We start from the raw sequence: 23018 nt of genomic DNA, 5'->3' as shown, positions 1-23018 counted from the left end.
GTAGAGGATTTTATTTCTTCTACTGTTTTTTTGCATCTTATATTGGAATAATCCCAATCACAATTCCGGTAATTAACATAACCATTGTCGTTCCAACGGCCCACAATAAAGTGAAGCGTTGATGTTCACCGAAATCAACTTTGGCCATTCCGACCAATAAATAAGTGGAAGCGACAAGAGGACTTAATAAGTGAACGGGTTGCCCAAGTAAGGAAGCACGTCCCATTTCAGCTGCACTAATTCCGTAAGTAGCAGCAGCTTTCGTCAAAATAGGTAATACCCCGAAGTAAAATGCATCATTAGACATGAAAAATGTGAATGGCATACTGAGAAGTGCTGTAATAATTGGTAGTTGTGGTCCAAGTGCATCTGGTATAAGAGTTACTACACTGTTAGCCATTGCATCTACCATTTTTGTTCCAGATAAAATACCAGTGAAAATACCGGCAGCAAATACGAGAGAAACAACTGCTAATACATTCCCTGCATGAGAAGCAATACGTTCTTTCTGTTGCTCTAAGTTTGGATAGTTAATCATAACAGCGATAGCAAAAGCGACTGTAAATAAAACAGGTAACGGCATAACTTCTAGTATGAGACAGACAAGTAATGTGGCGGTTAATAAAAAGTTAATCCATAGAAGTTTAGGACGTTTATGCACTGCTGCTTCGACAGTTGCAGCTTGCTCATCCATTGTTTGCATTTGTTTTAAATACTGTACATCCATAATTCCTAAACGTTTTCTTTCTTTTTTTCCAAGATAGTAGGCAACGAAAACAACCCAAATTGCACCAGCAATCATTCCTGGAATAAGAGGTGTAAATAATTCGGAAGCCTCAAGTCCAAGTGCGCTCATAACACGAGCTGTAGGTCCACCCCAAGGTGTAAGATTTGTTACCCCTGCCCCTAACATAACAACTCCAGCTAATATGAGGGGGTTCATTCCAAGGCGCTTATATAGCGGATACATTGCGGAAACTGTAATCATGTATGTTGTTGTACCATCACCATCTAGAGAAACGATAATAGTCAATATAGCCGTTCCGACAACGATTTTTAAAGGATCTCCTTTTACAAATTTTAAAATCTTACTAATGACAGGATCGAATAAACCGCTATCAATCATAATCCCAAAATATAAAATAGCGAACATAAGCATAATACCAGTAGGTGCTAATTTTTGAATCCCCTCTAACATCATTGGCCCCATATTGGCATAGAATCCGCCAATTAATGCAAAAACACTCGGAATTAATATTAATGCTACTAGCGCTGACATACGTTTCGTCATAATTAAAAACATAAAGACAAATACCATCGCAAATCCAAGTAGTGCTAACATGTAATTTCCCCCTCAAAAGAATGATTGCGCTTTCAAAATAGAATAAAAATTCAGAAAAAGGTTTTTTATTTATAATAAAAGCATCTATTCAAATGGTAAATAATTTGAAAAATAACATCATTAGAAGCATAATTTTTATTTTGTTCATTTTGTTCACGGTAGTTAATTTGAATTTTTAAAAAGTAAGCTGCTTCTCGTAAGAATGGTAGAATAAGATGAAAATAGTGAAGTGTGAAATAGGGAGTAGATGTTATATGAAAACGAGAATTGAAGAGATTTATAGCTCTTATGAAGGAAAAGTAGAGGAGATTTTTATTAATGAATCTTCTTACGTATATGAATGGGAAAAATTATTGATGATCCGAAAAAATGACGGTGAGCTTAAAAAAATTGCAGTCGGGATTAGTGGAAATATAAGATTGGTAAATGTAGAAGTTGGACAGGAAATTAGTGCGGATACATTATTAGTTAAATTAGAAGATGATTTGTTAATTACAGGTTGCGAGTGATGAGAGATGTGTAGAAATAACTACACATCTTTTTTTGTTTCCTATATTACAAAAAGCACATTGTTTTTTCACAAATCTCACACAACCTTTTGGTATTCTTTTCGTGGAGTATACGGTTTCTAGGGAGGAATATTGATGAAAGTAAAATATGTAGTACTTGCTATATGTTTATGTTTCGTATTTACGGTAGTCGGGTGTGGGAAAAAGGAAACAGCAGCTGTTGCCATTGATGAGAAACATGATAAATGTGATATTTGCCAAATTGGGGTAACAGATAATCAATTTGCAACAGAAATTATTTTAGAAAATGGAAAAGCGTTAAAGTTTGATGATATCGGTTGTATGTATAAATGGATGGAGATCAACTCAGATGAAAAGACGAAAGAGAAATTTGTCCGAGATTATGATTCGAAAGATTGGATTTCGTTAGAAGACGCTACTTACGTATATGATAAAACAATAACGACACCGATGGCTTATAATGTAATTTCATTTAAAAATAAAAAAGATGCAGAGAGCTTTGTATCTAACTATAAGGGGAAAGTTCTTTCGTATAAAGAGCTAGCAGAGCATAAATGGGAAATGAATAAAGAGATGATGGGGAAACCGAAAGCAGGAAATCATGGTGGACATCATTAATAGAAAAAGACAACTATGTAGTTGTCTTTTTCTATTATTACTCAGGTGTAAATATAGAAAAGGTGTAAAATTTTTAGCAGAACGGTTACAATGGAATATAGTAACCTAAAGCAATCATTTATGTACTTTTTAGAAATATATACAAATGCGGTAAAAACGTGCTAAACTAATTGCTTCATAATGTTAATGATGGGGCCATCAGGCGTATCATTTCAATAGGTTGAGAAACATAGTATAAGCTTAAGATAATCCGATTAAAGAAGGAATCTAAAGGGCTTATGGATAAATGTACTCAAGAAGAGTTATTGTATGTGATGGAGGAATGGTTAAGAAAACATTATCTTTCATAGGAGCTGTAGTTGTGAGAAAACAAAAAATTTTATTATGTATTTTATTAGGACTTTTAATGACGGTAGTGGCTTGCGATAAGCAAGAAGAACCAGAATCGAAACCGGTTCATGTGAAAAATGAAAAGAAAAAAGAGAAGCATAAAGAACAGGAAGAATCTAAAGAAGAGAAAAGTATAAATTTAATGGACAAACAGTTGTTACTTTCAGCTACTCTTGGAGACACAGAGACAGCTATGAAGTTGATTCAGGATGGAGCGAATATAAACGTAGAAGGTGACAACGGAGAAACGCCTGTCCTTGCAGCGACGTACCAAAATCATGTAGAGACAGTTAAAGCATTAATTGGTGCAGGTGCTAATATTGAAATTAAAGATGAGAAAAAAAGTAATCCACTTCTTTATGCAAGTAGAGAAGGATATACGGATATTGTAAAAGTATTAATTAATGCAGGAGTTAATACGAAAGAAACGACTAGGTCAGGTGGGACAGCACTTATTTCTGCATCTGAACGTGGCCATGTAGAGGTTGTTAAAGAATTATTAGAGCATACAGATATTGATGTGAATTATAAAAATGAACGTGGTGGAACAGCGCTATTAGAAGCAATTGTATTAGGAAATGGTAGTGAAAACCATAAGAAAGTAATTCAATTGCTTATTGATCACGGTGCAGATGTAAACATGGCTAACAAGGAACATCTGACGCCACTGCAATACGCTGAAAAAAGAGGTTTTAAAGATATTGTAAATATGTTGAGGTTAGCTGGAGCGAATGAAGTAGTACAGCCACAACAACCAGTAGAGTAAAAAACGAAAAATAATCCCATTTAGATAGACAGAATGAAGAAATCAGTTAGTATGATGGATTCAGTAATGTGTATTTAAATGGGATTTTTATTTTGAACATGAAAAATAGATTATGAATGGATGGTAAATGGAGTAAATAAGGAGGATAAAAATGAGGCTCTCAAAACTTGATTTAATAGTAATTCAGGCAGAGGTTTTATTTGTTCATAATCGAGTAGGAAAAATGAAATATGTAAATGAACAAGGAAATCCGAAAGCACCACGTTTTTTTCTTGGCAGAACTCGTGAAGGGAGTATAACGAGATATCATTGTAATGTGGATGATGAAACGGTAAGTAAGATTGAGAAGTTAATTCGAGAACCTTCAAAGCATATAGAGATAGCAAAGATTATTAATATATTAAATGAAGAAAGAACAGTGGAAAATATTTGGATGGGTCCTGCTTTCATGTTTCATAGTAATTTACATAAGCCGACTAGAACAATACAAATAACTGAGAAGAATAGAGAGCTTTTGCGAGAAAATTTTCCTAATCTAATAGAACAGATGGAATGGAGGAAACCTTATTTTGCAATTGTAAAAAATGAAAAGGTAGTTTCTGTTTGTTGCAGTGCCAGAAGTACGCCCGTAGCTGCTGAGGCAAGTGTGGAAACTTTAGCGGAATTTCAAGGGAATGGATATGGTACTGATGTTGTTACAGCCTGGGCCTTATCAATACAAGAGGAAAAGCGCATTCCACTTTATAGTACTGCTTGGGATAATTTTGCTTCGCAAGCAGTGGCAAGCAAACTAAAACTTATTAACTATGGAATGAATTTACATATTGATTGAATTTTAAGTATTGTTTCGTTCTATTTGTTTGTATTTAAATATATAGATTAATTTAAATGGTGATATGGTGAATATTAACATTCGGTTAACACCTAATTAACAATCTATCAAAACTGACTTAATAAATGCGTAATATAGTAAAGGTAACAAAATAACTAGGGTAGAGAACATTTGAGAACACCCACTTACATATAATGTGCCACTTTCTTAGGTGTGCTCTATTCCCTAGAGTTCAAATAAGGAGAAAGGCGTTCTATGTAAGTAGGTGTTTTTAGTTTGGATAAAAATAGAACAGTTAGGTGGAATAAATGTTTAAAGAACCTTATATTGCGATGATAAAGGATTGGAAAGGATACAAAGCATACAAAAAATTGCCGAAAACAGTTTTTCTTATGACTGGTTCAATGCTGGAATTACCAGAGCGTGTATATGAATTGCAGAAACATGGACATGATGTATTTCTTCATTGTGATTTTATACAAGGTTTAAATACGAATACAGAGGAAGCGCTTTTGTATATTCAAGATGTTATCGGGGCACAAGGTATTATTTCAACAAAGGGTTCGACAATTCGAAATGCTAATAAAATTGGATTGAAAACAATTCAACGTATTTTTATTGTAGATACTTTATCTCTTACTAAATCAATTGAAAATTGTAAAACGACTAGACCAAATGCAGTAGAGATTATGCCGGGGATTATGCCTTCTATAATTAAACAGCTAGTAGAGGAAATAGAGTTTCCTATTATTGCAGGCGGGTTGATTCAAACGCGAGAAGTTGCGGAAATTGCAATTCGTGCAGGAGCAAGTGCGATTTCAACAAGTCATTATGAAGTATGGATACATGAAGAAAAAAGGAGTGCAACTTTGTGATTGAATTGAAAAATGTTTCAAAGGTATATAAAAATGCAGAAGAGACAGCGGTTAAAGGCGTATCGGTTCATATTAAGAAGGGCAAATTTTTTGTTTTAGTTGGACCTTCGGGATGCGGGAAAAGCACATTATTACGAATGATCGCTGGCTTAGAAGAGATTTCTTCGGGAGATTTAATTATTAATGAACGTGTTGCAAATGATCTAGAGCCGAAAGACCGTAATCTATCAATGGTATTTCAAAATTATGCATTATATCCACACTTATCTGTAGAAGAAAATATTTTATTTGGACTTAAGGTAAGAAAAGTACAAAAAGAAGAGCGACAAAAGCGACTAATGGAAGCTATTGAAATGGTAGGACTGAAAGAGTATGTGAAAATGAAACCAGGTCAATTATCAGGCGGACAAAGACAGCGTGTTGCGCTTGCTAGGGCGATCGTGAGTCAAGCACCAATCTGTTTAATGGATGAACCACTTTCGAATTTAGATGCGAAATTACGTGCGCAAATGAGAATTGAAATTAGAGAAATTCAGCAGCGATTAGGAATTACGATGATTTACGTTACCCACGATCAAATAGAAGCGATGACTATGGGAGATCGTATCATGGTTTTAAATAAAGGAAGTATACAGCAAGTTGGAACACCACTTGACATATATAACGAACCAGCAAACGAATTTGTTGCAAGCTTTATAGGTTCTCCTTCTATGAATATAAATGATGGAGAAGTGGATAAAGAAAAAGGTGTATTACATATAGGGAAATTGCAAATTCCATTATCTATTGGACAGTTAAAGCAATTACCAGAAGGAATAATTCGTATAGGCATGCGTCCTGAGCATATTGCACTGTCTGAGGAAGGACAAGAAGTGACGCTGCAATCTGTAGAAGTATTAGGGAATGAATCTATATTAAACTTTGCGGTAAATGGAACAACTTGGAGTGCGAAAGTCATCGGACAGTTACTCTTGAACAAAGGTGACAAAGTAAAATTATTATTCTCACAAGAAAAGTTATGCTTCTTTAACGAAAACACGAATGAACGCTTAAAAGTGGTAGCTGAAGAAGAGTTGAAAGTGGTGGCGAAATAATGATCGAAGTAAGTAAGTTACCAGTTCAAACAAAGGTGTCAAAAAAGAAAAAAATATGGGGGAGAACGAAAGATTTAAGAATAGGATTATTGTTTTTGGCGCCATCTATTTTGCTATTTTCGATTTTTCTGTTCTATCCATTGTTTAGGACGATTTACTATAGTTTTTATTTAACCGATATACATGGAGAAGCTAATCTTTTCGTTGGCTTAGAAAATTATCAATATTTATTCTCTGATCCAGCCTTCTACAAAAGTATAAAATCAACTTTACTATTTGTTTTATATACAGTGCCTACAAGTATTATATTTGCTTTGTTTCTTGCATTGATTGCAAATGGAAAGGTAAGAGGTATTGGGTTATTCCGAGTTCTGTTTTCTTCGACGATGGGAATTTCAGTAGCTGCTAGTGCAGTGATTTGGCTATTTTTATTTCATCCAAGTGTAGGATTATTTAATAATATATTAGCCGCTATGAATCTTCCTGCAATCGCATGGTTAACGAGCCCGGACTGGGCACTATTCTCTGTATCAGTTACAACAGTTTGGGTGAATACAGGGTTTGCATTTTTAGTTATATTAGGTGGTTTACAAAATATCGATACGTCTTTATATGAGAGTGCATCTATAGATGGTGCTAGTTATTTATATAAGCTTCGCCGTGTTACATTACCGATGCTATCGCCAACTTTATTCTTTATTGTAACAGTAACGTTAATTAGTGCGTTCCAAAGCTTTGGACAAATTGATATTTTAACGCACGGTGGACCGAATGATGCAACGAATTTAATTGTGTACTCGATTTACAAAGAGGCGTTTGTGAATCATCAATTTGGAACAGCAAGTGCACAAGCGATGGTATTATTTGTTTTCATTTTCATTGCTACATTACTTCAATTTAAGTTTGCTGAGAGAAAGGTGCATTATAAATGATTGTTAAACAGTGGAAGCAAAATTTCCTATTATACATGCTGCTCATAATTAGTGCAGTAATGGTATTTTTTCCTGTACTGTATGCGTTTTTAATAAGCTTTATGACACCAGACGATATTCAAATGAGAAGGTTATTTCCAACTCAATTTACTTTTGATAATTTCATTAATATTTTTCAAAAAGTACCACTTTTTACATACTTATATAACAGTTTAATTGTATCGACAGTCGTTATGATTGGACAACTTATCGTATCAAGCTTAGCGGCGTATGCTTTTGTTTTTCTTCAATTTAAAGGGAGAAACTTAATTTTCTTCCTGTTTATTTCAACGATGCTTATTCCGTGGGAAGCAACGATGGTACCTAACTTTTTAACGATTCAAAACTTTGGCTGGATCAATAGTTTCGCTGGGATGACAGTGCCGTTTTTTGCAACAGCTTTCGGTATTTTCTTGTTGCGTCAACATTTTATGACACTCCCGAATGAACTGAAAGAAGCTGCTTTTATTGAAGGGATTGGAAATATAAGATTTTTATTCAGCGTTGTAATACCGTATTGTAAAACGAGTTTTATTACGCTTGGAGTATATAGCTTTTTAACAACATGGAATATGTATTTATGGCCACTTTTAGTGACCACTGATGAAAAAGTAAGAACAGTGCAAATCGGTGTAAAGCAGCTTCAGTCTCAAGAAGTTGCAACTGATTGGGGAAGCGTAATGGCCGGTGTTACGGTTATCGTTATTCCAACATTGATTTTACTATTTTTAGGGCAAAAGCAATTACAACAAGGATTAACAAAAGGTGCAATTAAATAACTAAGAGAAGGTGAGATTTAAATGAGTCTAGTTAAAAAAGGTGCTGCTTTATTAATGGCAGCAACAATGGCATTATCTAGTGCCGCTTGTTCAAATAGTAAAACAGAGGGAAAACCTGAAGCACAGGCAAAAGTAGCACCAGTTGAAAAAAATGGTGATAAAACTGTAATTCGCTTCTGGCATGCGATGGGTGGAAAAACACAAGGAGTACTAGATGGTCTTGTTGCAGACTATAATAAGTCGCAAAATAAATACGAGATAAAGGCAGAGTTCCAAGGGACATATGAAGAGTCTTTAACGAAATTTAGAACGATGTCTGCAACGAAAGAAGCGCCGGCTCTTGTTCAATCGAGTGAAATTACAACGAAATATATGATTGATAGCAAAAAAATCACACCAATTGATAGCTGGATAAAAAAAGATAAGTACGATACGTCAAAATTAGAAAAAGCAATTACAAATTATTATTCAGTTGATGGAAAAATGTATTCTATGCCATTTAATTCATCTACACCAGTATTAATTTATAATAAAGATGCTTTTGCAAAGGCGGGCTTAGATCCAGAGAAAGCTCCAAAAACATATGCGGAATTACAAGAAGCAGCGAAAAAGTTAACGATTAAAGAAGGCGGAAATGTAAAACAATATGGATTCTCCATGCTTAACTACGGTTGGTTCTTTGAAGAATTGTTAGCGACACAAGGTGCTTTATATGTAGATAACGAAAACGGTCGTAAGGATGCTGCAAAGAAGGCGGTATTTAACGGTAAAGAAGGACAGAAAGTATTTGGAATGTTAGATGATTTAAATAAAGCTGGCGCCCTTGGAAAGTATGGAGCAAGTTGGGATGATATTCGTGCTGCGTTCCAGTCTGGACAAGTTGCTATGTATTTAGATTCTTCAGCAGGTGTTCGTGATTTAATTGATGCATCTAAGTTTAATGTAGGTGTTTCATATATTCCATATCCAGAGGATTCGAAACAAAATGGTGTTGTTATTGGGGGAGCATCATTATGGATGACGAATATGGTTTCAGAAGAAACGCAACAAGGTGCTTGGGACTTTATGAAATATTTAACGAAGCCAGACGTACAAGCGAAATGGCATACTGCAACAGGTTATTTCTCAATTAATCCAGATGCATATAATGAGCCATTAGTAAAAGAGCAATATGAAAAATATCCGCAGTTGAAAGTAACAGTAGATCAACTGCAAGCGACAAAGCAATCTCCAGCAACACAAGGTGCTTTAATTAGTGTATTCCCAGAATCACGAGATGCAGTTGTAAAAGCATTAGAAGCGATGTATGACGGGAAGAATAGTAAAGAAGCGTTAGATGAAGCTGCCAAAGCAACAGATAGAGCAATTAGTATTTCAGCTCGTACGAGTCAAAAATAAGAGAAAGCCGTATCCTTAAAAGGGATACGGCTTTCTTTATAGGGAGATAAGGGATCAAAGAAATGATGAAGTCTTATCTCTTTTATATGAGTAAAGGGTCTAGAGTGAATGTTGTCCTTTTCATTATTTATTTAACTCCATTGCGACTTGTTTACCATTTACGAAAACCTCTACTACCGCTACTACAACTTCCATTACTTTTTTCATCTCTCATCTCTCCTTGTTTTTTGTTTCATTTCTTACTTTCAGTATAAGGAAATACAGTAATTACAACTATCGAATTGGATGACAAGAGACTTACATTGTTGTAAGGGTAATAGTTTAGTTTGTAATAAAGTGAAACTTTAATCAGTGGGGGTCTTACGGCCCGTTAATGCGTGATAAATATGATTCAAGGTTAAGATTCGGAATTTTCCGTTGTTTTGAACTATAATTAGAAAGAGGGGGGATAATATGAAAAGAATTCTTGTTATTAGTGATATTCATGGAGAGATAGAAAAGTTTGAACAGTTATTGGAAGAAGCTCAATATGATGCGAAACAGGATCAATTAATCTTACTGGGAGATTATGTAGATCGTGGTCCAAATGCGCGTGCTGTAATTGAAAAGGTAAGAGAATTGAAAGAAGAGGGAGCACTCATTTTAAAGGGAAATCATGAAGATATGATGATTAAGGCGTTAACGACAAATGAGGAACGTTCATGGAACCATTGGGTAAAAAGAAATGGTGGAGATAAGACATTATATAGCTATGGATTTGTAGAAGAAGATATTGTGGTTAATGAGAAAGACTTCCAAAAACCAATTTTACACTCTCGTGTATTAGAGGAACATATAAAGTTTATTCAAGAATTAGATCATTATATTGAAACAGAAGAGTATATATTTGTACATGCTGGGGTTGAACCGATGAAACGAGTTTCTGAATCTGAACCATATACGTTAATGTGGATCCGTAATGAATTTCATAATGGATATAGCGGTGAAAAGGTTGTTGTATTTGGGCATACGGAAACAAAAACGCTTCATGGTAGTGAGGAGTGCGGAGTGTATTTTGGTAGTAATCGTATTATTGGAATTGATGGCGGGGCTGTGTATGGCGGTCAGCTAAATTGTTTAGAGTTGCCGAGTAAAAAGGTATATGTAATAAAAAATTGAAAGAGATAAGAGGAATCTTATTTCTTTCAATTTTTTATTAAGCTAAATTTAAGACAAAGTTTTTATAATAAAACTTCAAAATTTTAGAAGGAAATAGTTAAAAATGAAATTACGTAATGCAACTACATTCTTTTGTTATGAAGAGAAGAAATGTAATAATAAATAGAATTGAACTATTTGATGGAAGGTGAGAGCATGCGTTTACTTGTAGTAGAAGATAATGCTTCGTTATTAGAGTCTATCGTACAAATTTTGCGTGATGAATTTGAAGTAGATACGGCAATAAATGGAGAAGATGGATTGTTTTTAGCTCTTCAAAATATATATGATGCAATTTTGCTGGATGTGATGATGCCAGGGATGGACGGATTTGAAGTGATTCAAAAAATACGTGATGAAAAGATTGAAACACCAGTCCTGTTTTTGACAGCGAGAGATTCTTTAGAAGATCGGGTGAAGGGATTGGACTTTGGTGGAGATGACTATATCGTTAAGCCATTTCAGGCCCCTGAATTAAAAGCGAGAATTCGCGCTTTACTACGCAGAAGTGGTAGTTTAACAACGCAGCAAACGATTCGTTATAGAGGGATTGAATTGTTCGGAAAAGATAAAGATGTTCAAGTAGATGGACAAGGTATTAAGCTGACATTGAAACAATATGAGCTACTAGAGTATCTCATTCAAAATAGCGGGAAGATTTTAATGCGTGAACAAATTTTTGATCGTGTTTGGGGATTTGATTCAGATACGACAGTAGCGATTGTAGAAGTGTATGTGCATCATTTACGTAAAAAATTAGAGCCATCCGGTTATCAGAAAGATATTCAAACCGTTCGAGGTATTGGATATATATTAAAAGAACAATGAAAAACGGAAGTATGTTTCAAAAAACACGCATTCGTTTGACTATAGTGAACTCATTAGTATTTATTCTATTAATAGGTATATTAGGTAGTATTATTTATTCATACACATATAAGCGTATTTATAATGAAGTGGATCAATCTATAAAAATGATAGCTCAGTATAGAGAAAAATTAGATGTTAAAATACCACCAAGAAAACGCATGGAGAATATCCAAATTGGAGATCCGCGAGTAACTAGAATAACTTGGAATGGAAAAATAGTGAAAATAGAGGGCGATAACCGTAAATTTCGTTCTATTTTTGAAGAGAATTTGGAAAAGTTTTCTCCAAAAAAATTAGAGGATTTACAAGATATTGAAGTACAAGGACGATATTTTAGAGCATTTTCGCTTCAAAAAGATGGAGAAATAGTTCAAATCGTGCGAGATATAACAGCGGAAGAAGGAATGTTAAATACTTTATTTTTAATTCTCGTTATAGGTTGTAGCATAGGAAGCCTCTGTGCGATAGGTATCGGCTTTTTCCTAGCTGGTAGAGCACTTGTACCTATTCAAAATTCATGGGAGAAACAGCAACAATTCGTTTCTGATGCATCACATGAACTAAGGACACCACTTGCAGTTATTCAATCAAAAACGGATGTTTTATTCCAGTCACCATCCGCTACTATAGAAGAAAAAGCGATGGATATTTCTACAATTTCAAAAGAATGTAGGCGGTTATCGAAACTTGTTAGTAATTTATTATTGCTAGCACGTTCTGATTCTAATCAAATTGAGATGGATAAGAAAACATTTGAACTTGATAAATTGTTAGAAGAAATAGTAGCTCCATATAAGGAGATTGCTTCTTATCAAGAAAAAGAAATGATGCTAAAAGTAGAACGTGGTGTATCTTTTATGGGGGATAGAGAGCGGATTCATCAAATGATGGTCATACTGTTAGATAATGCGATGAAGTATACAAACGAAGGTGGGCATATTCAAATCGATTGCACGCAAACGAGTAGTTCAATTCGTATACAGGTGAAAGATGACGGGATAGGAGTGAAAGAAGAGGATATTCCGAAATTATTTAATCGTTTTTATCAAGGGGATAAAGCAAGAAGTACGTCAGAAGGAGCTGGATTAGGTCTTTCAATCGCAAATTGGATTGTAGAAAAGCATTATGGAAAAATATCAGTAGAGAGCAAATGGGGAGATGGAACTTGCTTTGAAGTGATATTCCCTAAAAATCAAAGAATATAAGTAAGAAGACGATCTTGTTTTTACAAGGTCGTCTTTTTTTAAGATAAAGTTAAGAAACTATTTATATTATGTATGGCATAAAGAAAGTTCGTTACATGAAGAAGAGACTAGGTGTATGTGAGTGAGTTTTATCAATCATAATGTTATCTCAAGCAGCGATGAGATGTATGTATAGTATTAAAAAAACTAGGGGAATGATGGGAAAGAAAGTATAAGAGGGAGGAATTAATTTTGAAAAAGAAAATGATGACGGTATTCGCTATTGGAGTAATGAGTTTAATTATATTAGGGGGTGCCTCTTCTTCTGAAACATCAAAAGGAAAGACTGATTACACGCAGCGCAGTAAAGAACAATTGAACAATGGTAAGATACATGCAGTGCATACAGAAGAAAAAGCAGAGAAACTAGGTATTGAAACGGAAGGAAAAGAACAAATTACACTAGAAAAAGAAATTCATGAAACAGAAGTAGGAAGGGAAGCAGAGCAGTTAGGCATATCGATTGAAGGAAAAGATGTTGGGACGCTGTCAGAAGAAATCTATGAAACAAAAGTAAAGCAAGAAGCATTAAAGCTAGGTATATCTATAGAGAATACATCAATTGTAGATTTAATTACTCAAATTAATGCGATTAAAATTAAAGATGAAGCAGATAAATTAGGTATTTCGACAGATGGAAAAGAAATCGAAGACATCGCGGAAGAAATCTACGGAAAGAAAGTAAGAGAAGAAGCAGGAAAGTTAGACATTTCTCAAAAAGGAAAAGAAATTGAAGAGTTAGCACAAGAAGTGTACGAACAAAAAGTACAGGAAGAAGCAAAAAAATATCATATTGATTTGTATGGTAAAGATATATATCAAATATTAAGAGAAATTAATGAACAAATGGTGCTACAAATGGCAGATGAGCTTAATATGGATAAAATGAATATGAATATTCAAGAGTTAGCGGAAAAGATAAAAAAAGATCAGCCTGAAAAAGGAAAAGAACTAAATTTTGTACCGATGATACGAACGGATGCTGACGCATTTTATTCTTATTTAACGAATTAATAAGGGCGTGAAAGCGATAAGAAAATTGAAGTGGTATATATGTACAGCTTTACTAGGTACAGCAATATGGAGTGTATATACAAATGGAATTCCAAAGTATGTAGAGAAGTTAACATTCTCAAATATACAAAGAGGAAAAGAAACGGAGTTTAGTAATAACGATGAAAAAGTCATCTTATCAAATGTTCCATTAATTCAGCAGTTACCAGAATTGGATAGAGGCTGTGAAGTGACAAGCTTAGCGATGATGTTACAATACGCTGGTGTTTCAGTGGATAAGATGACATTAGCAAATGAAATAAAAAAAGTTGATTTTATAGACAATGGTGTGCGCGGGAATCCAAATGAAGGATTTGTAGGTAATATTTATACATTCTCTGAATCAGGATACGGTGTATATCATGGGCCACTTTTTCAGTTAGCGGAAAAATATTTACCTAATAAAGCTGTAGACTTAACAGGGAAGAATATAGAAGAAATTTATAAGAGTGTAAAAGCAGGGAAACCTGTAGTCATGATCACGAATGCAACATTTGCACCATTAGATGAAGATGAATTTACTACATGGGAAACAAATAGTGGAGATGTTTCTATTACGTATAATGAACATTGTGTTGTACTTATTGGGTATGATCAGGAATCTGTATATATTCGAGATCCACTTGAGGATAGCTTAGATGTAAAAGTACCGAGAGAAGCCTTTGAACAGGCATGGGTACAAATGGGAAGTCAGGCAATTAGTTATGTAAAGAGCGCTAAATAAATTAGGACGAAGATTTTTAGTAATATGACTATAAGGGGAAGGATAAAACATTTGAGGATTATAAGAAAAGTTTTATAGAGTAGAAGCTGTTAAGAAATAAGAGAACTTTAGCATATATAATGCTAAAGTTCTCTTATTTTTATGATTAAAATACGTATAAGGATTGAATATGCAAAAATGCATAATTGACGAAAAAATTACATGTTATCATTATATATTGTTTTATATATGTTAATTGTATAAAATGACACAAGTATCCACATTACATAAAGGAGGCTTATTATGCAAAAAATATTTAACTGGGTTAAATGTATGAGTATCAATAAAAAATTAATCATTTCATTTTTTATTATTTTAACTATACCAGGAATTATTATCGGTGGTGTTTCATATCAAACTGCCAAAACAAATTTTGAACATCAAATGACAGATAAAGCAAAGGAGAATATTTCAGTTTTAAATACTGTTATTTCTCAAAATATAGAAGAGAAATTTGTTGATGCGACGTACTTTGCAGACATCTTAACAGAGGATACATATCCAAACGGACAAGAAGAAATAGTAAGAACGAAGTTAGCACAATATATAAAGCTTCATCCAGAAGTAGAAGGTATTTATATTGGAACAGAGACGGGAAAGTTTATAAGAGAACCATTTATCCAAATGGCTGATGGGTATAATCCAACAGATAGATCTTGGTATAAAGAAGCACATGAAAATAAAGGGAAAGTAATTGTTACTGCACCATATCAATCAGCATCTACAAAAAATATGGTAGTGACAATTGCGAAAGAAGTAAAAGATGGTAAAGGTGTTATAGGAATTAATTTAAACTTAGATAACATCTTAAAAATTTCCAAAATGATTAACATTGGTGAAAAAGGTTATGCAGTTATTTTAGATCAAAATAAGCAAATTGTTAGTCATCCATCTAGAAAACCAGGTGCAAAAGTTACTGATCCTTGGATTAAACCAATTTATGAAGATAAACAAGGAAATGTGTCTTATACAGAACAAGATGATAAAAAGAATTTAATCTTTGCAACAAATGAGAAAACAGGCTGGAAAGTAGTTGGCGTTATGTTCGATGAAGAAATTACTCAAGCTGCCAGTCCAGTGTTTTATAAGACTTTGATTGTCATTGCTATCGCTATTGCATTTGGTAGTGTATTAATTTATTTCATTACAAAGTCTATTACAAGGCCATTACGAAAAATAGCTGAATCGGCATATAAAATTAGTAAGGGAGATTTAACAGAGAAAATTACAATCCATTCCAAGGATGACATAGGAAAATTAGGGAATTCATTTAATGAAATGTCTACGTCTTTACAAGATGTTATTACCCAAATAAGCTTTTCAGCAGAACATGTTGCAGCATCGGCAGAAGAGTTAACAGCGAGCGTACAGCAAGCAAATGATGCGACAGACCAAATTACAATTGCAATGGAACAAGTATCAGGTGGGGCCGAATCACAAAGTCAAGGTGTTGAAGAAGGTGCGGCTACATTGCAACAAGTAAATACAGCAATTCAAGATGTAACTGGAAGCGCAGAGTCAATTTCTATTTCCTCATTACATGCGCGAGAAAGAGCTGAAGAGGGAGAAGATTTAGTTGAACAAACCGCAAAACAAATGCAGTCTATTTCTAAATCAGTATCCGAGTCAGATGCTATTATTAAACTTCTTGATGAGAAATCAAAGCAGGTAGGGGCTATTTCTGAAGCAATTCAAAACATCGCTACTCAAACGAACTTATTAGCTTTGAATGCGGCTATTGAAGCAGCAAGAGCAGGTGAACAGGGACGAGGATTTGCTATTGTAGCAGATGAGGTTAGAAAATTAGCAGAGCAATCAGGAGAGTCATCTGGAGAGATTGCAAATTTAATCGCAGAAATTAAGGCGGATATTGAACATACTGTTAAGGCAATGGATAATGTGAATGGAGAAGTTCAACAAGGCCTTGATGTTGTAACAAAAACGAAAGTAAGTTTTACGGAAATTTTAAGTTCTACTACACATATTGTTTCTCAAGTTAATCAAATGGTAGAAACAACGAAGAGAATTGCTGGAGATGCAAATGAAGTGACAAATGCTATTGATGAAATTGCAGCTGCTGCAGAAGAAAATACAGCTAGTATGCAAAGTGTTGCAGCTTCAACAGAAGAACAGGTTAATTCCATGGAAGAAATTAGTTCAGCTTCGCAAAACTTAGCTGAGATGGCCGAAGAACTACAAGCGATGACTAGTAAATTTAAAGTATAATAATAGCAGATAAGTAAGGTGAAAATAATATCACCTTACTTATTTTTCTATTCAGCAATTAGGGGAGTCATTAACGGGATGAAAAAAAGAAAAAGACTATGGAATTTGTGGAAAACGATTACATTGTTAGTTTGTACAGTTGTAATTTTTTCTTTACTTGTGACAGATGTATTAATTAGTCATAATGTGGAACGGACGACGGAGGATAGCCAATCAGAGAAGGCAAAAACAATTGCACACATTGTGGCGAATGATTCGATTGTAATCGATGGTTTGGTTGGGAAAGCAGATACCTCTGCAATCCAAACGTATACAAATAGGATATTAAAAAACACAGGTGTTCAATTTATTGTAGTTATGGACATGGATGGAATAAGAAAATCTCATCCAGATCCTCAAAAAATAGGTCATCATTTTATTGGCGGGGATGAAGGGCCTGTATTGAAAGGAAAAGAACATGTATCGTTAGCAGAAGGAACTTTAGGTATTTCCATGCGAGTGTTTGTACCAATATTTTCTGAAACAGGTGAACAACTTGGAGCAGTGGCTGTTGGTATTTCAGCAGATAATGTAAAAGAGAGAGTTAAGGAAAGTAGACATATCATTTATATTGGTGTCGGAGTTGGTGTATTAGTCGGAATTATAGGAGCAATATTGCTAGCTAGACATATAAAGAAAAGTTTATTCGGTCTTGAGCCGCACAGGATAGCAAAAATTCTTGAAGAAAGAAATACGATGCTACAATCTGTAAAGGAAGGTATTATTGCTGTAGATAAAGAGGCTAGAGTAACGTTAATTAATAATGAAGCGAAACGTCTATTTAAAAAAAGCGGACTTGAAGAAGATTTTATCGGTAAAGATGTTGAGTTGTATATGCCAAATTCACGTATAAAAGAAGTATTGCAAACGGGAGAAGTACAATTAAACGAAGAACAAAATATTTACGGAATTACGATTGTGACGAATCGAGTTCCTTTATATGTAAAAGGAGAAATAGTTGGTGCAATTGCAACATTTCGTGATAAAACAGAGATTAGAAAACTAGCAGAGGAACTAACTGGTATTAGACTATATGCAGAAGCATTACGGGCACAATCTCATGAGTTTATGAATAAGATGCATGTCGTATTAGGGCTTACACATATGAAACAGTATGAAGAATTACAGAAGTATATAAGCGGCATGGTATCAGAGCATCAATATGAAATTGGTGGAGTTATGAAAAGAATAAAAAGTCCAGTATTTGCTGGTTTTTTACTCGGGAAGCTCAGCTATGCTAGAGAGAAAAATATAAAATTAATTATAAGTGAAGATTCTTATATGCCGGAAATAGATGATGAAAGTATTATCCATGAACTTATTACGATTGTTGGAAATTTAATTGATAATGCATTAGAGGCAGTTACGAATTGTGAACAGAAACAAGTTGAAGTTAAGATACAACAAGGGGATATATTAACTATTACAGTGCAAGATACGGGAAAAGGTATACAAGAAAAAGAAATAGAGGAATTATTTACGAAAGGTTATTCCACAAAGGGAGATAACCGCGGTTATGGTTTGTATCTTGTAAAAGAAAGTATACAGCGAATAAATGGGGAAATTCATATGCATTCATTAGTAGGAAAGGGAACAACGATAACAATTGAAATACCTAAAGGTAGGGATGAGAGGCAAATATGATTAAAGTTTTAATTGTAGAAGATGACCCGATGGTAGCAATGTTAAATACGCATTATTTAGAGCAAGTAGGAGGGTTTGAGCTTGTTCAAGCAGTTAACTCAGTAAAGTCGGCGATAGAAATATTAGAGAAATCACGAGTAGATTTAGTATTACTTGATATTTTTATGCCTGAAGAGACTGGTTTTGAGCTTTTAATGTATATCCGGAACCAAGAAAAAGAAATCGATATTATAATGATTTCAGCTGTACATGATATGGGAAGTATTAAAAAAGCATTACAATATGGCGTAGTAGATTATTTAATTAAACCATTTACATTTGAACGATTTAAAGAGGCATTAACTATATATCGAGAAAAACTTACTTTTATGAAAGAACAACAAAAAATTAGTCAATCGGAATTAGATTCGTTAATTTTACAAAAAGAAAAAAGGGCGCCTACTGTCACGAAAGAGCTTCCGAAAGGGTTAACGAAGCAAACATTGCAATTAATTTGGCAGAAGATCGAGTCGTTGAATGGAAGGGTGTTTACAACAGATGAAATGGCACAATTAGTTGGAATTTCAAGAGTTTCTATTCGAAAATATGTAATGTTTTTGACTGACATTGGGGTGTTAGAAAACGAAATGATGTACCAACATGTGGGAAGACCTGTAAGTAAATTAAGATGTGTTGATCAAAAGAAAATAGAGTTTTACGTATAAGCGACTTAGTATAAGTCGCTTATACTTTTTTTAATTACAAAATCAATTACAAAACTTACAAAAACTATTTTTACTATTGAAAGCGTTTTAATATTGTTATTAAGAAAACGAGGGGGTGCCATATGGGAATTCAAAAGAATGTGGAAGCGGTATCATTTTCTGAAGGAAATGAAGTACAAAGAGAATCTTTCGCTTCTAAAATTATGAATGTAAAAATCGGTGTTATACCTTTACCGTTATATGTAGTATTGGCTGCTATTATTTATGGGGCATCTGTATATAATAAATTGCCAGCAGATATGATTGGTGGATTTGCAGTTATTATGATCATGGGGATTTTCTTAGGCGATATTGGGATGAGAATTCCAATTTTAAAAAATATCGGCGGTCCAGCAATACTTTCGTTATTTATTCCATCATTACTTGTATTTTTTAACTGGATGAATCCAGCTTCAATGGAAGCTGCGACTATGTTAATGAAAAAATCGAACTTTTTATATTTATATATTTCTTGTTTAGTAGTCGGAAGTATTTTAGGAATGAACCGTAAAGTGTTAGTACAAGGTTTCGTTCGCATGTTTATTCCTTTAGTAGTAGGGACGTTAGCTTCTGTAGCAGTAGGGTTATTGGTCGGTTCATTATTTGGATTTGAAATGAAGCACACATTCTTCTTTATCATCGTACCAATTGTGAGTGGTGGTATCGGGGAAGGGATTTTACCATTGTCGCTAGCTTATAGTGATATTTTAAATGAATCGTCAGCAACGTTTGTATCACAGCTTATTCCAGCAGCTATTATTGGAAATATGTTCGCAATTGTAAGTGCAGGGTATATGAAGCGTTTAGGTGAGAAGAAACCGGAGCTTAGTGGTAACGGTGTATTAGTGAAAACAGACAATCAAGCAGAATTATTAAAAGAACAAAATACAGAGAAGCCAATTGACTTCTCATTAATGGGAGCAGGTTTATTAATTGCGTGTACGTTCTTCATCTTCGGAGGATTTGCTTCTAAGTTCATCGGTATTCCTGGGGCAATCATTATGATTTTCTCAGCAGCACTTGTGAAATACTTTAAATTAATGCCAGCAAAAATGGAGCAAGGAGCATTCCATTTATATAAATTTATTTCGAAGAATTTAACTTGGCCTTTAATGGTTGGATTAGGATTGCTATATATTCCGTTAAAAGACGTAGCAGCAGTTCTTTCAGTAGGATATGTTGTTGTGTGCGCATCGGTTGTTCTTACAATGGTAGCATCAGGTTTTCTTGTAGGGAAAGTGATGAAAATGTATCCAGTTGAATCGGCGATTGTAACTGGATGTCATAGCGGTTTAGGCGGAACTGGAGATGTTGCTATTTTATCGGCTTCAAATCGTATGGAATTAATGCCGTTCGCGCAAATTTCAACTCGTTTAGGCGGGGCGGCAATGGTTGTAACGGCGACAATATTATTAAAAATGTTTTCATGATCAAACAAGCTAGCTATATTCATATAGCTAGCTTGTCAAATTAAGGGGAGATTATAAGTATGTTAGAAAATCAAATTAATGAAAGATCATTGTTATTGCATAAAGAATTAGTAGGGAAAATTGAAATTACAAGTAAAGTGGAGGTAAATTCAGCGGATGATTTAAGCCTGACGTATACACCAGGTGTAGCGGAGTCGTGTAAAGCAATTGCGGCAGATGAAGAAACAGTGTATGACTATACAGCACGTGGCAATATGGTGGCAGTTGTTTCAGATGGAACAGCGGTACTCGGTTTAGGAAACATTGGACCGAAAGCGGCTATGCCTGTTATGGAAGGAAAAAGTATTTTGTTTAAGAAGTTTGCGAATGTAGATGCTTTCCCATTATGTTTAGGCACAACGGATGTAGATGAAATCGTTACCCTTGTAAAAAATTTAGAGCCTACATTTGCAGGGATTAATTTAGAAGATATTGCAGCACCGCGTTGTTTTGAAATTGAAAAACGATTAAAAGAAGAAACGAATATTCCTGTATTCCATGATGATCAACATGGAACAGCTATTGTCGTTTTAGCAGCTGTTATTAATGCATTAAAAGTTGTTAGCAAACAAATGGATAATGTGAAAATCGTTATTAACGGTGCGGGTTCGGCAGGAATTGCAATTGGAAAATTATTATTAAAGGCTGGTGCAAAGCACATTACGTTAGTTAGCCTAGAAGGTATTGTTTGTGAAGGTGAAACATGGATGAACGAAGCACAAATTGAAGTTTCAAAAAAGACAAATCGTGAACATGTGCGTGGAACGTTAAAAGAAGCGATTCAACAAGCTGATATTTTTATTGGCGTATCTGCTCCTAACGTATTAACGAAAGAACTTGTACAGACGATGAATGAGAAAGCAATTGTGTTTGCAATGGCGAATCCAATTCCAGAAATCTTCCCTGAGGATGCATTAGAGGCTGGTGCAGCTGTAGTAGGAACTGGGCGCTCGGATTATGCGAATCAAGTAAATAATGTATTGGCGTTTCCCGGAATATTCCGCGGTGCGTTAGATGTGCGCGCAACTGATATTACAGAAGAGATGAAATTAGCGGCAGCATATGGGATCGCTAACATCATTACTGATGAAGAACGTAATGCGAATTATGTAATCCCGAATCCATTAGATAAAAGAGTTGTTCCAAGTGTTGCAGAAGCAGTAGCGAAAGCAGCTATTGATTCAGGCGTGGCACAAATTACGAAAATACCACGTTATTAATAGCGAAAAGCAGTGCCTAAAAGGCACTGCTTTTTTGAGATAAGAAATCAAAATAATGAAGAAGTGTAGAATTATTTATGTTTCTTCACTATTTATTTAATTCCATTGCAACTTGTTTACCATTCACTAAAACCTCAGTTACTGCTACGATTACTTCTATCATTTTTTTCATCTCTCCTCGTTTCATTTCTTACTTTAAGTATAAGAGAAGAGAGATAATTCAACTATCGAAGTACATGACGTAGAAATTACATTATTGTAAGAAAGTGGTTTATTTTTGTCACTTTACTCAGCAGTGATTACAAACTGATCATAATATTTTTCATTCACATATATATTTAATAACCATAATCCAGATGAAGGTAGTGACATAGTGAGAGGGAGTTCGTTTGCAGTAGAATCGATTGTATTTGAAGTGGTCCAAGTTTGTTTGGAAGTTTCTTTTTGAAAGAGTACTGGTGTCGGAGTTACAGATCCTTGTTTTAGCGCAATAATAGACAATTTTCCAGTTGGTATTTCAGAATCTAGAAAGTACCACATTATTTCATTTTGTTCATTCGCGATAATAGGACTATCAGCCATTGCGATTTTTCCTTCGATGCCTTTTAAAGGTATTTTTCCGTCTATGAATGAGGGGGCTTCTTCCCAATTTACATCTTTTAAAACACTAAGATGAAAGAAGGAAGGTGCGTTCACTTGATTGGATGACGTTGCGACAGCTTCAGTTTTAGATGCTTTTGAATCAGGTTGTGCTGGTGTGCATCCAGTGATGAGGAAGGAGAGAAGTAGCATAGTTCCGATTTTTTTCATGGTGCCACACTCCTAGTTTTTATTGTTAGTGTAATTGTATTTGCTAGAAGGCGGGACAATTCCTTTAAAGTATAAAAAGAGGTCGTAAGTTTTGTACGACCTCTTTTGACATTTTTTATCCCGTAAAAGCCCGATTGGTGTAGGT

At 34.5% G+C, this 23018-nt stretch carries 21 protein-coding genes; 19 read left to right on the top strand and 2 right to left on the bottom strand.

The genetic code is table 11. From position 1 onward, the window contains the following. Positions 1-37 precede the first annotated feature (37 nt). Complete coding sequence (locus tag H6481_RS11380; RefSeq protein WP_000880474.1) at positions 38-1342, bottom strand: CitMHS family transporter; 1305 nt, start codon at positions 1340-1342, stop codon at positions 38-40. A 254-nt stretch (positions 1343-1596) separates the two neighbouring features. Between H6481_RS11380 and H6481_RS11375 the strand changes: the two genes are divergently transcribed. From H6481_RS11375 to H6481_RS11285, 19 genes are all read left to right on the top strand, one after another. Beyond that, positions 1597-1851, top strand: a complete 255-nt coding sequence (locus H6481_RS11375) for a hypothetical protein (protein ID WP_000857376.1) — start codon at positions 1597-1599, stop codon at positions 1849-1851. 135 nt (positions 1852-1986) lie between these two features. Beyond that, positions 1987-2490 carry a nitrous oxide reductase accessory protein NosL gene (locus tag H6481_RS11370; protein WP_000865665.1) on the top strand — a complete coding sequence of 168 codons (504 nt, stop codon included), beginning with the start codon at positions 1987-1989 and terminating at the stop codon, positions 2488-2490. A gap of 286 nt (positions 2491-2776) precedes the next feature. Next, positions 2777-3646, top strand: a complete 870-nt coding sequence (locus H6481_RS11365; protein WP_000287335.1) for an ankyrin repeat domain-containing protein — start codon at positions 2777-2779, stop codon at positions 3644-3646. Between the two features lie 151 nt (positions 3647-3797). Further along, complete coding sequence (locus tag H6481_RS11360) at positions 3798-4478, top strand: GNAT family N-acetyltransferase (RefSeq protein WP_001239779.1); 681 nt, start codon at positions 3798-3800, stop codon at positions 4476-4478. Between the two features lie 308 nt (positions 4479-4786). Then, complete coding sequence (locus tag H6481_RS11355; RefSeq protein ID WP_000472004.1) at positions 4787-5353, top strand: glycerol-3-phosphate responsive antiterminator; 567 nt, start codon at positions 4787-4789, stop codon at positions 5351-5353. Beyond that, entirely contained in the window at positions 5350-6447 is a 1098-nt protein-coding gene (ugpC, locus tag H6481_RS11350) for a sn-glycerol-3-phosphate ABC transporter ATP-binding protein UgpC (RefSeq protein ID WP_071732248.1), read from the top strand. The genes H6481_RS11355 and ugpC overlap by 4 nt, the downstream gene beginning before the upstream one ends. Beyond that, positions 6447-7379, top strand: coding sequence for a sugar ABC transporter permease (locus tag H6481_RS11345; RefSeq protein WP_000573794.1), 933 nt, complete (start codon positions 6447-6449; stop codon positions 7377-7379). The genes ugpC and H6481_RS11345 overlap by 1 nt, the downstream gene beginning before the upstream one ends. Next, positions 7376-8197 carry a carbohydrate ABC transporter permease gene (locus tag H6481_RS11340; protein WP_000635946.1) on the top strand — a complete coding sequence of 274 codons (822 nt, stop codon included), beginning with the start codon at positions 7376-7378 and terminating at the stop codon, positions 8195-8197. The genes H6481_RS11345 and H6481_RS11340 overlap by 4 nt, the downstream gene beginning before the upstream one ends. Positions 8198-8218: 21 nt before the next feature. Beyond that, entirely contained in the window at positions 8219-9595 is a 1377-nt protein-coding gene (locus H6481_RS11335; RefSeq protein ID WP_000060579.1) for an ABC transporter substrate-binding protein, read from the top strand. A 453-nt stretch (positions 9596-10048) separates the two neighbouring features. Further along, entirely contained in the window at positions 10049-10753 is a 705-nt protein-coding gene (locus H6481_RS11330) for a metallophosphoesterase family protein (RefSeq protein ID WP_000821972.1), read from the top strand. A 195-nt stretch (positions 10754-10948) separates the two neighbouring features. Further along, on the top strand, positions 10949-11620 hold the full coding sequence (locus tag H6481_RS11325) for a response regulator transcription factor (protein ID WP_001238624.1): 672 nt from the start codon (positions 10949-10951) through the stop codon (positions 11618-11620). Beyond that, positions 11617-12867: a HAMP domain-containing sensor histidine kinase gene (locus H6481_RS11320; protein WP_000788471.1), complete on the top strand. Its 1251-nt coding sequence runs from the start codon at positions 11617-11619 to the stop codon at positions 12865-12867. Before H6481_RS11325 ends, H6481_RS11320 begins: the two co-directional genes overlap by 4 nt. A 231-nt stretch (positions 12868-13098) precedes the next feature. After that, positions 13099-13920 carry a transporter gene (locus tag H6481_RS11315; protein WP_182811680.1) on the top strand — a complete coding sequence of 274 codons (822 nt, stop codon included), beginning with the start codon at positions 13099-13101 and terminating at the stop codon, positions 13918-13920. 7 nt (positions 13921-13927) lie between these two features. Then, entirely contained in the window at positions 13928-14683 is a 756-nt protein-coding gene (locus tag H6481_RS11310) for a C39 family peptidase (RefSeq protein WP_000644447.1), read from the top strand. A gap of 282 nt (positions 14684-14965) precedes the next feature. Next, positions 14966-16948, top strand: a complete 1983-nt coding sequence (locus H6481_RS11305) for a methyl-accepting chemotaxis protein (RefSeq protein WP_001169215.1) — start codon at positions 14966-14968, stop codon at positions 16946-16948. A gap of 78 nt (positions 16949-17026) precedes the next feature. Continuing rightward, positions 17027-18631 (top strand): sensor histidine kinase, encoded by a 1605-nt coding sequence (locus tag H6481_RS11300; protein ID WP_000746429.1) that lies wholly within the window; start codon positions 17027-17029, stop codon positions 18629-18631. Beyond that, positions 18628-19335: a response regulator gene (locus H6481_RS11295; protein WP_000598664.1), complete on the top strand. Its 708-nt coding sequence runs from the start codon at positions 18628-18630 to the stop codon at positions 19333-19335. The genes H6481_RS11300 and H6481_RS11295 overlap by 4 nt, the downstream gene beginning before the upstream one ends. Positions 19336-19457: 122 nt before the next feature. Further along, a complete protein-coding gene (locus tag H6481_RS11290) occupies positions 19458-20804 on the top strand; it encodes a 2-hydroxycarboxylate transporter family protein (RefSeq protein WP_000512722.1) in 1347 nt (448 codons plus the stop codon). A 59-nt stretch (positions 20805-20863) separates the two neighbouring features. Further along, a complete protein-coding gene (locus H6481_RS11285) occupies positions 20864-22063 on the top strand; it encodes a malic enzyme-like NAD(P)-binding protein (protein ID WP_016121819.1) in 1200 nt (399 codons plus the stop codon). Between the two features lie 285 nt (positions 22064-22348). Here the strand turns inward: H6481_RS11285 and H6481_RS11280 are convergent, their stop codons facing one another. Beyond that, complete coding sequence (locus tag H6481_RS11280) at positions 22349-22873, bottom strand: DUF4871 domain-containing protein (protein ID WP_000719680.1); 525 nt, start codon at positions 22871-22873, stop codon at positions 22349-22351. Positions 22874-23018 lie beyond the last annotated feature (145 nt).

Source organism: Bacillus sp. ME78 (assembly GCF_903970865.1).
Lineage (GTDB): Bacteria > Bacillota > Bacilli > Bacillales > Bacillaceae_G > Bacillus_A > Bacillus_A cereus.
Note: the sequence above shows the minus strand (reverse complement) of the source record. Positions and strands in the feature narration are given on the sequence as shown.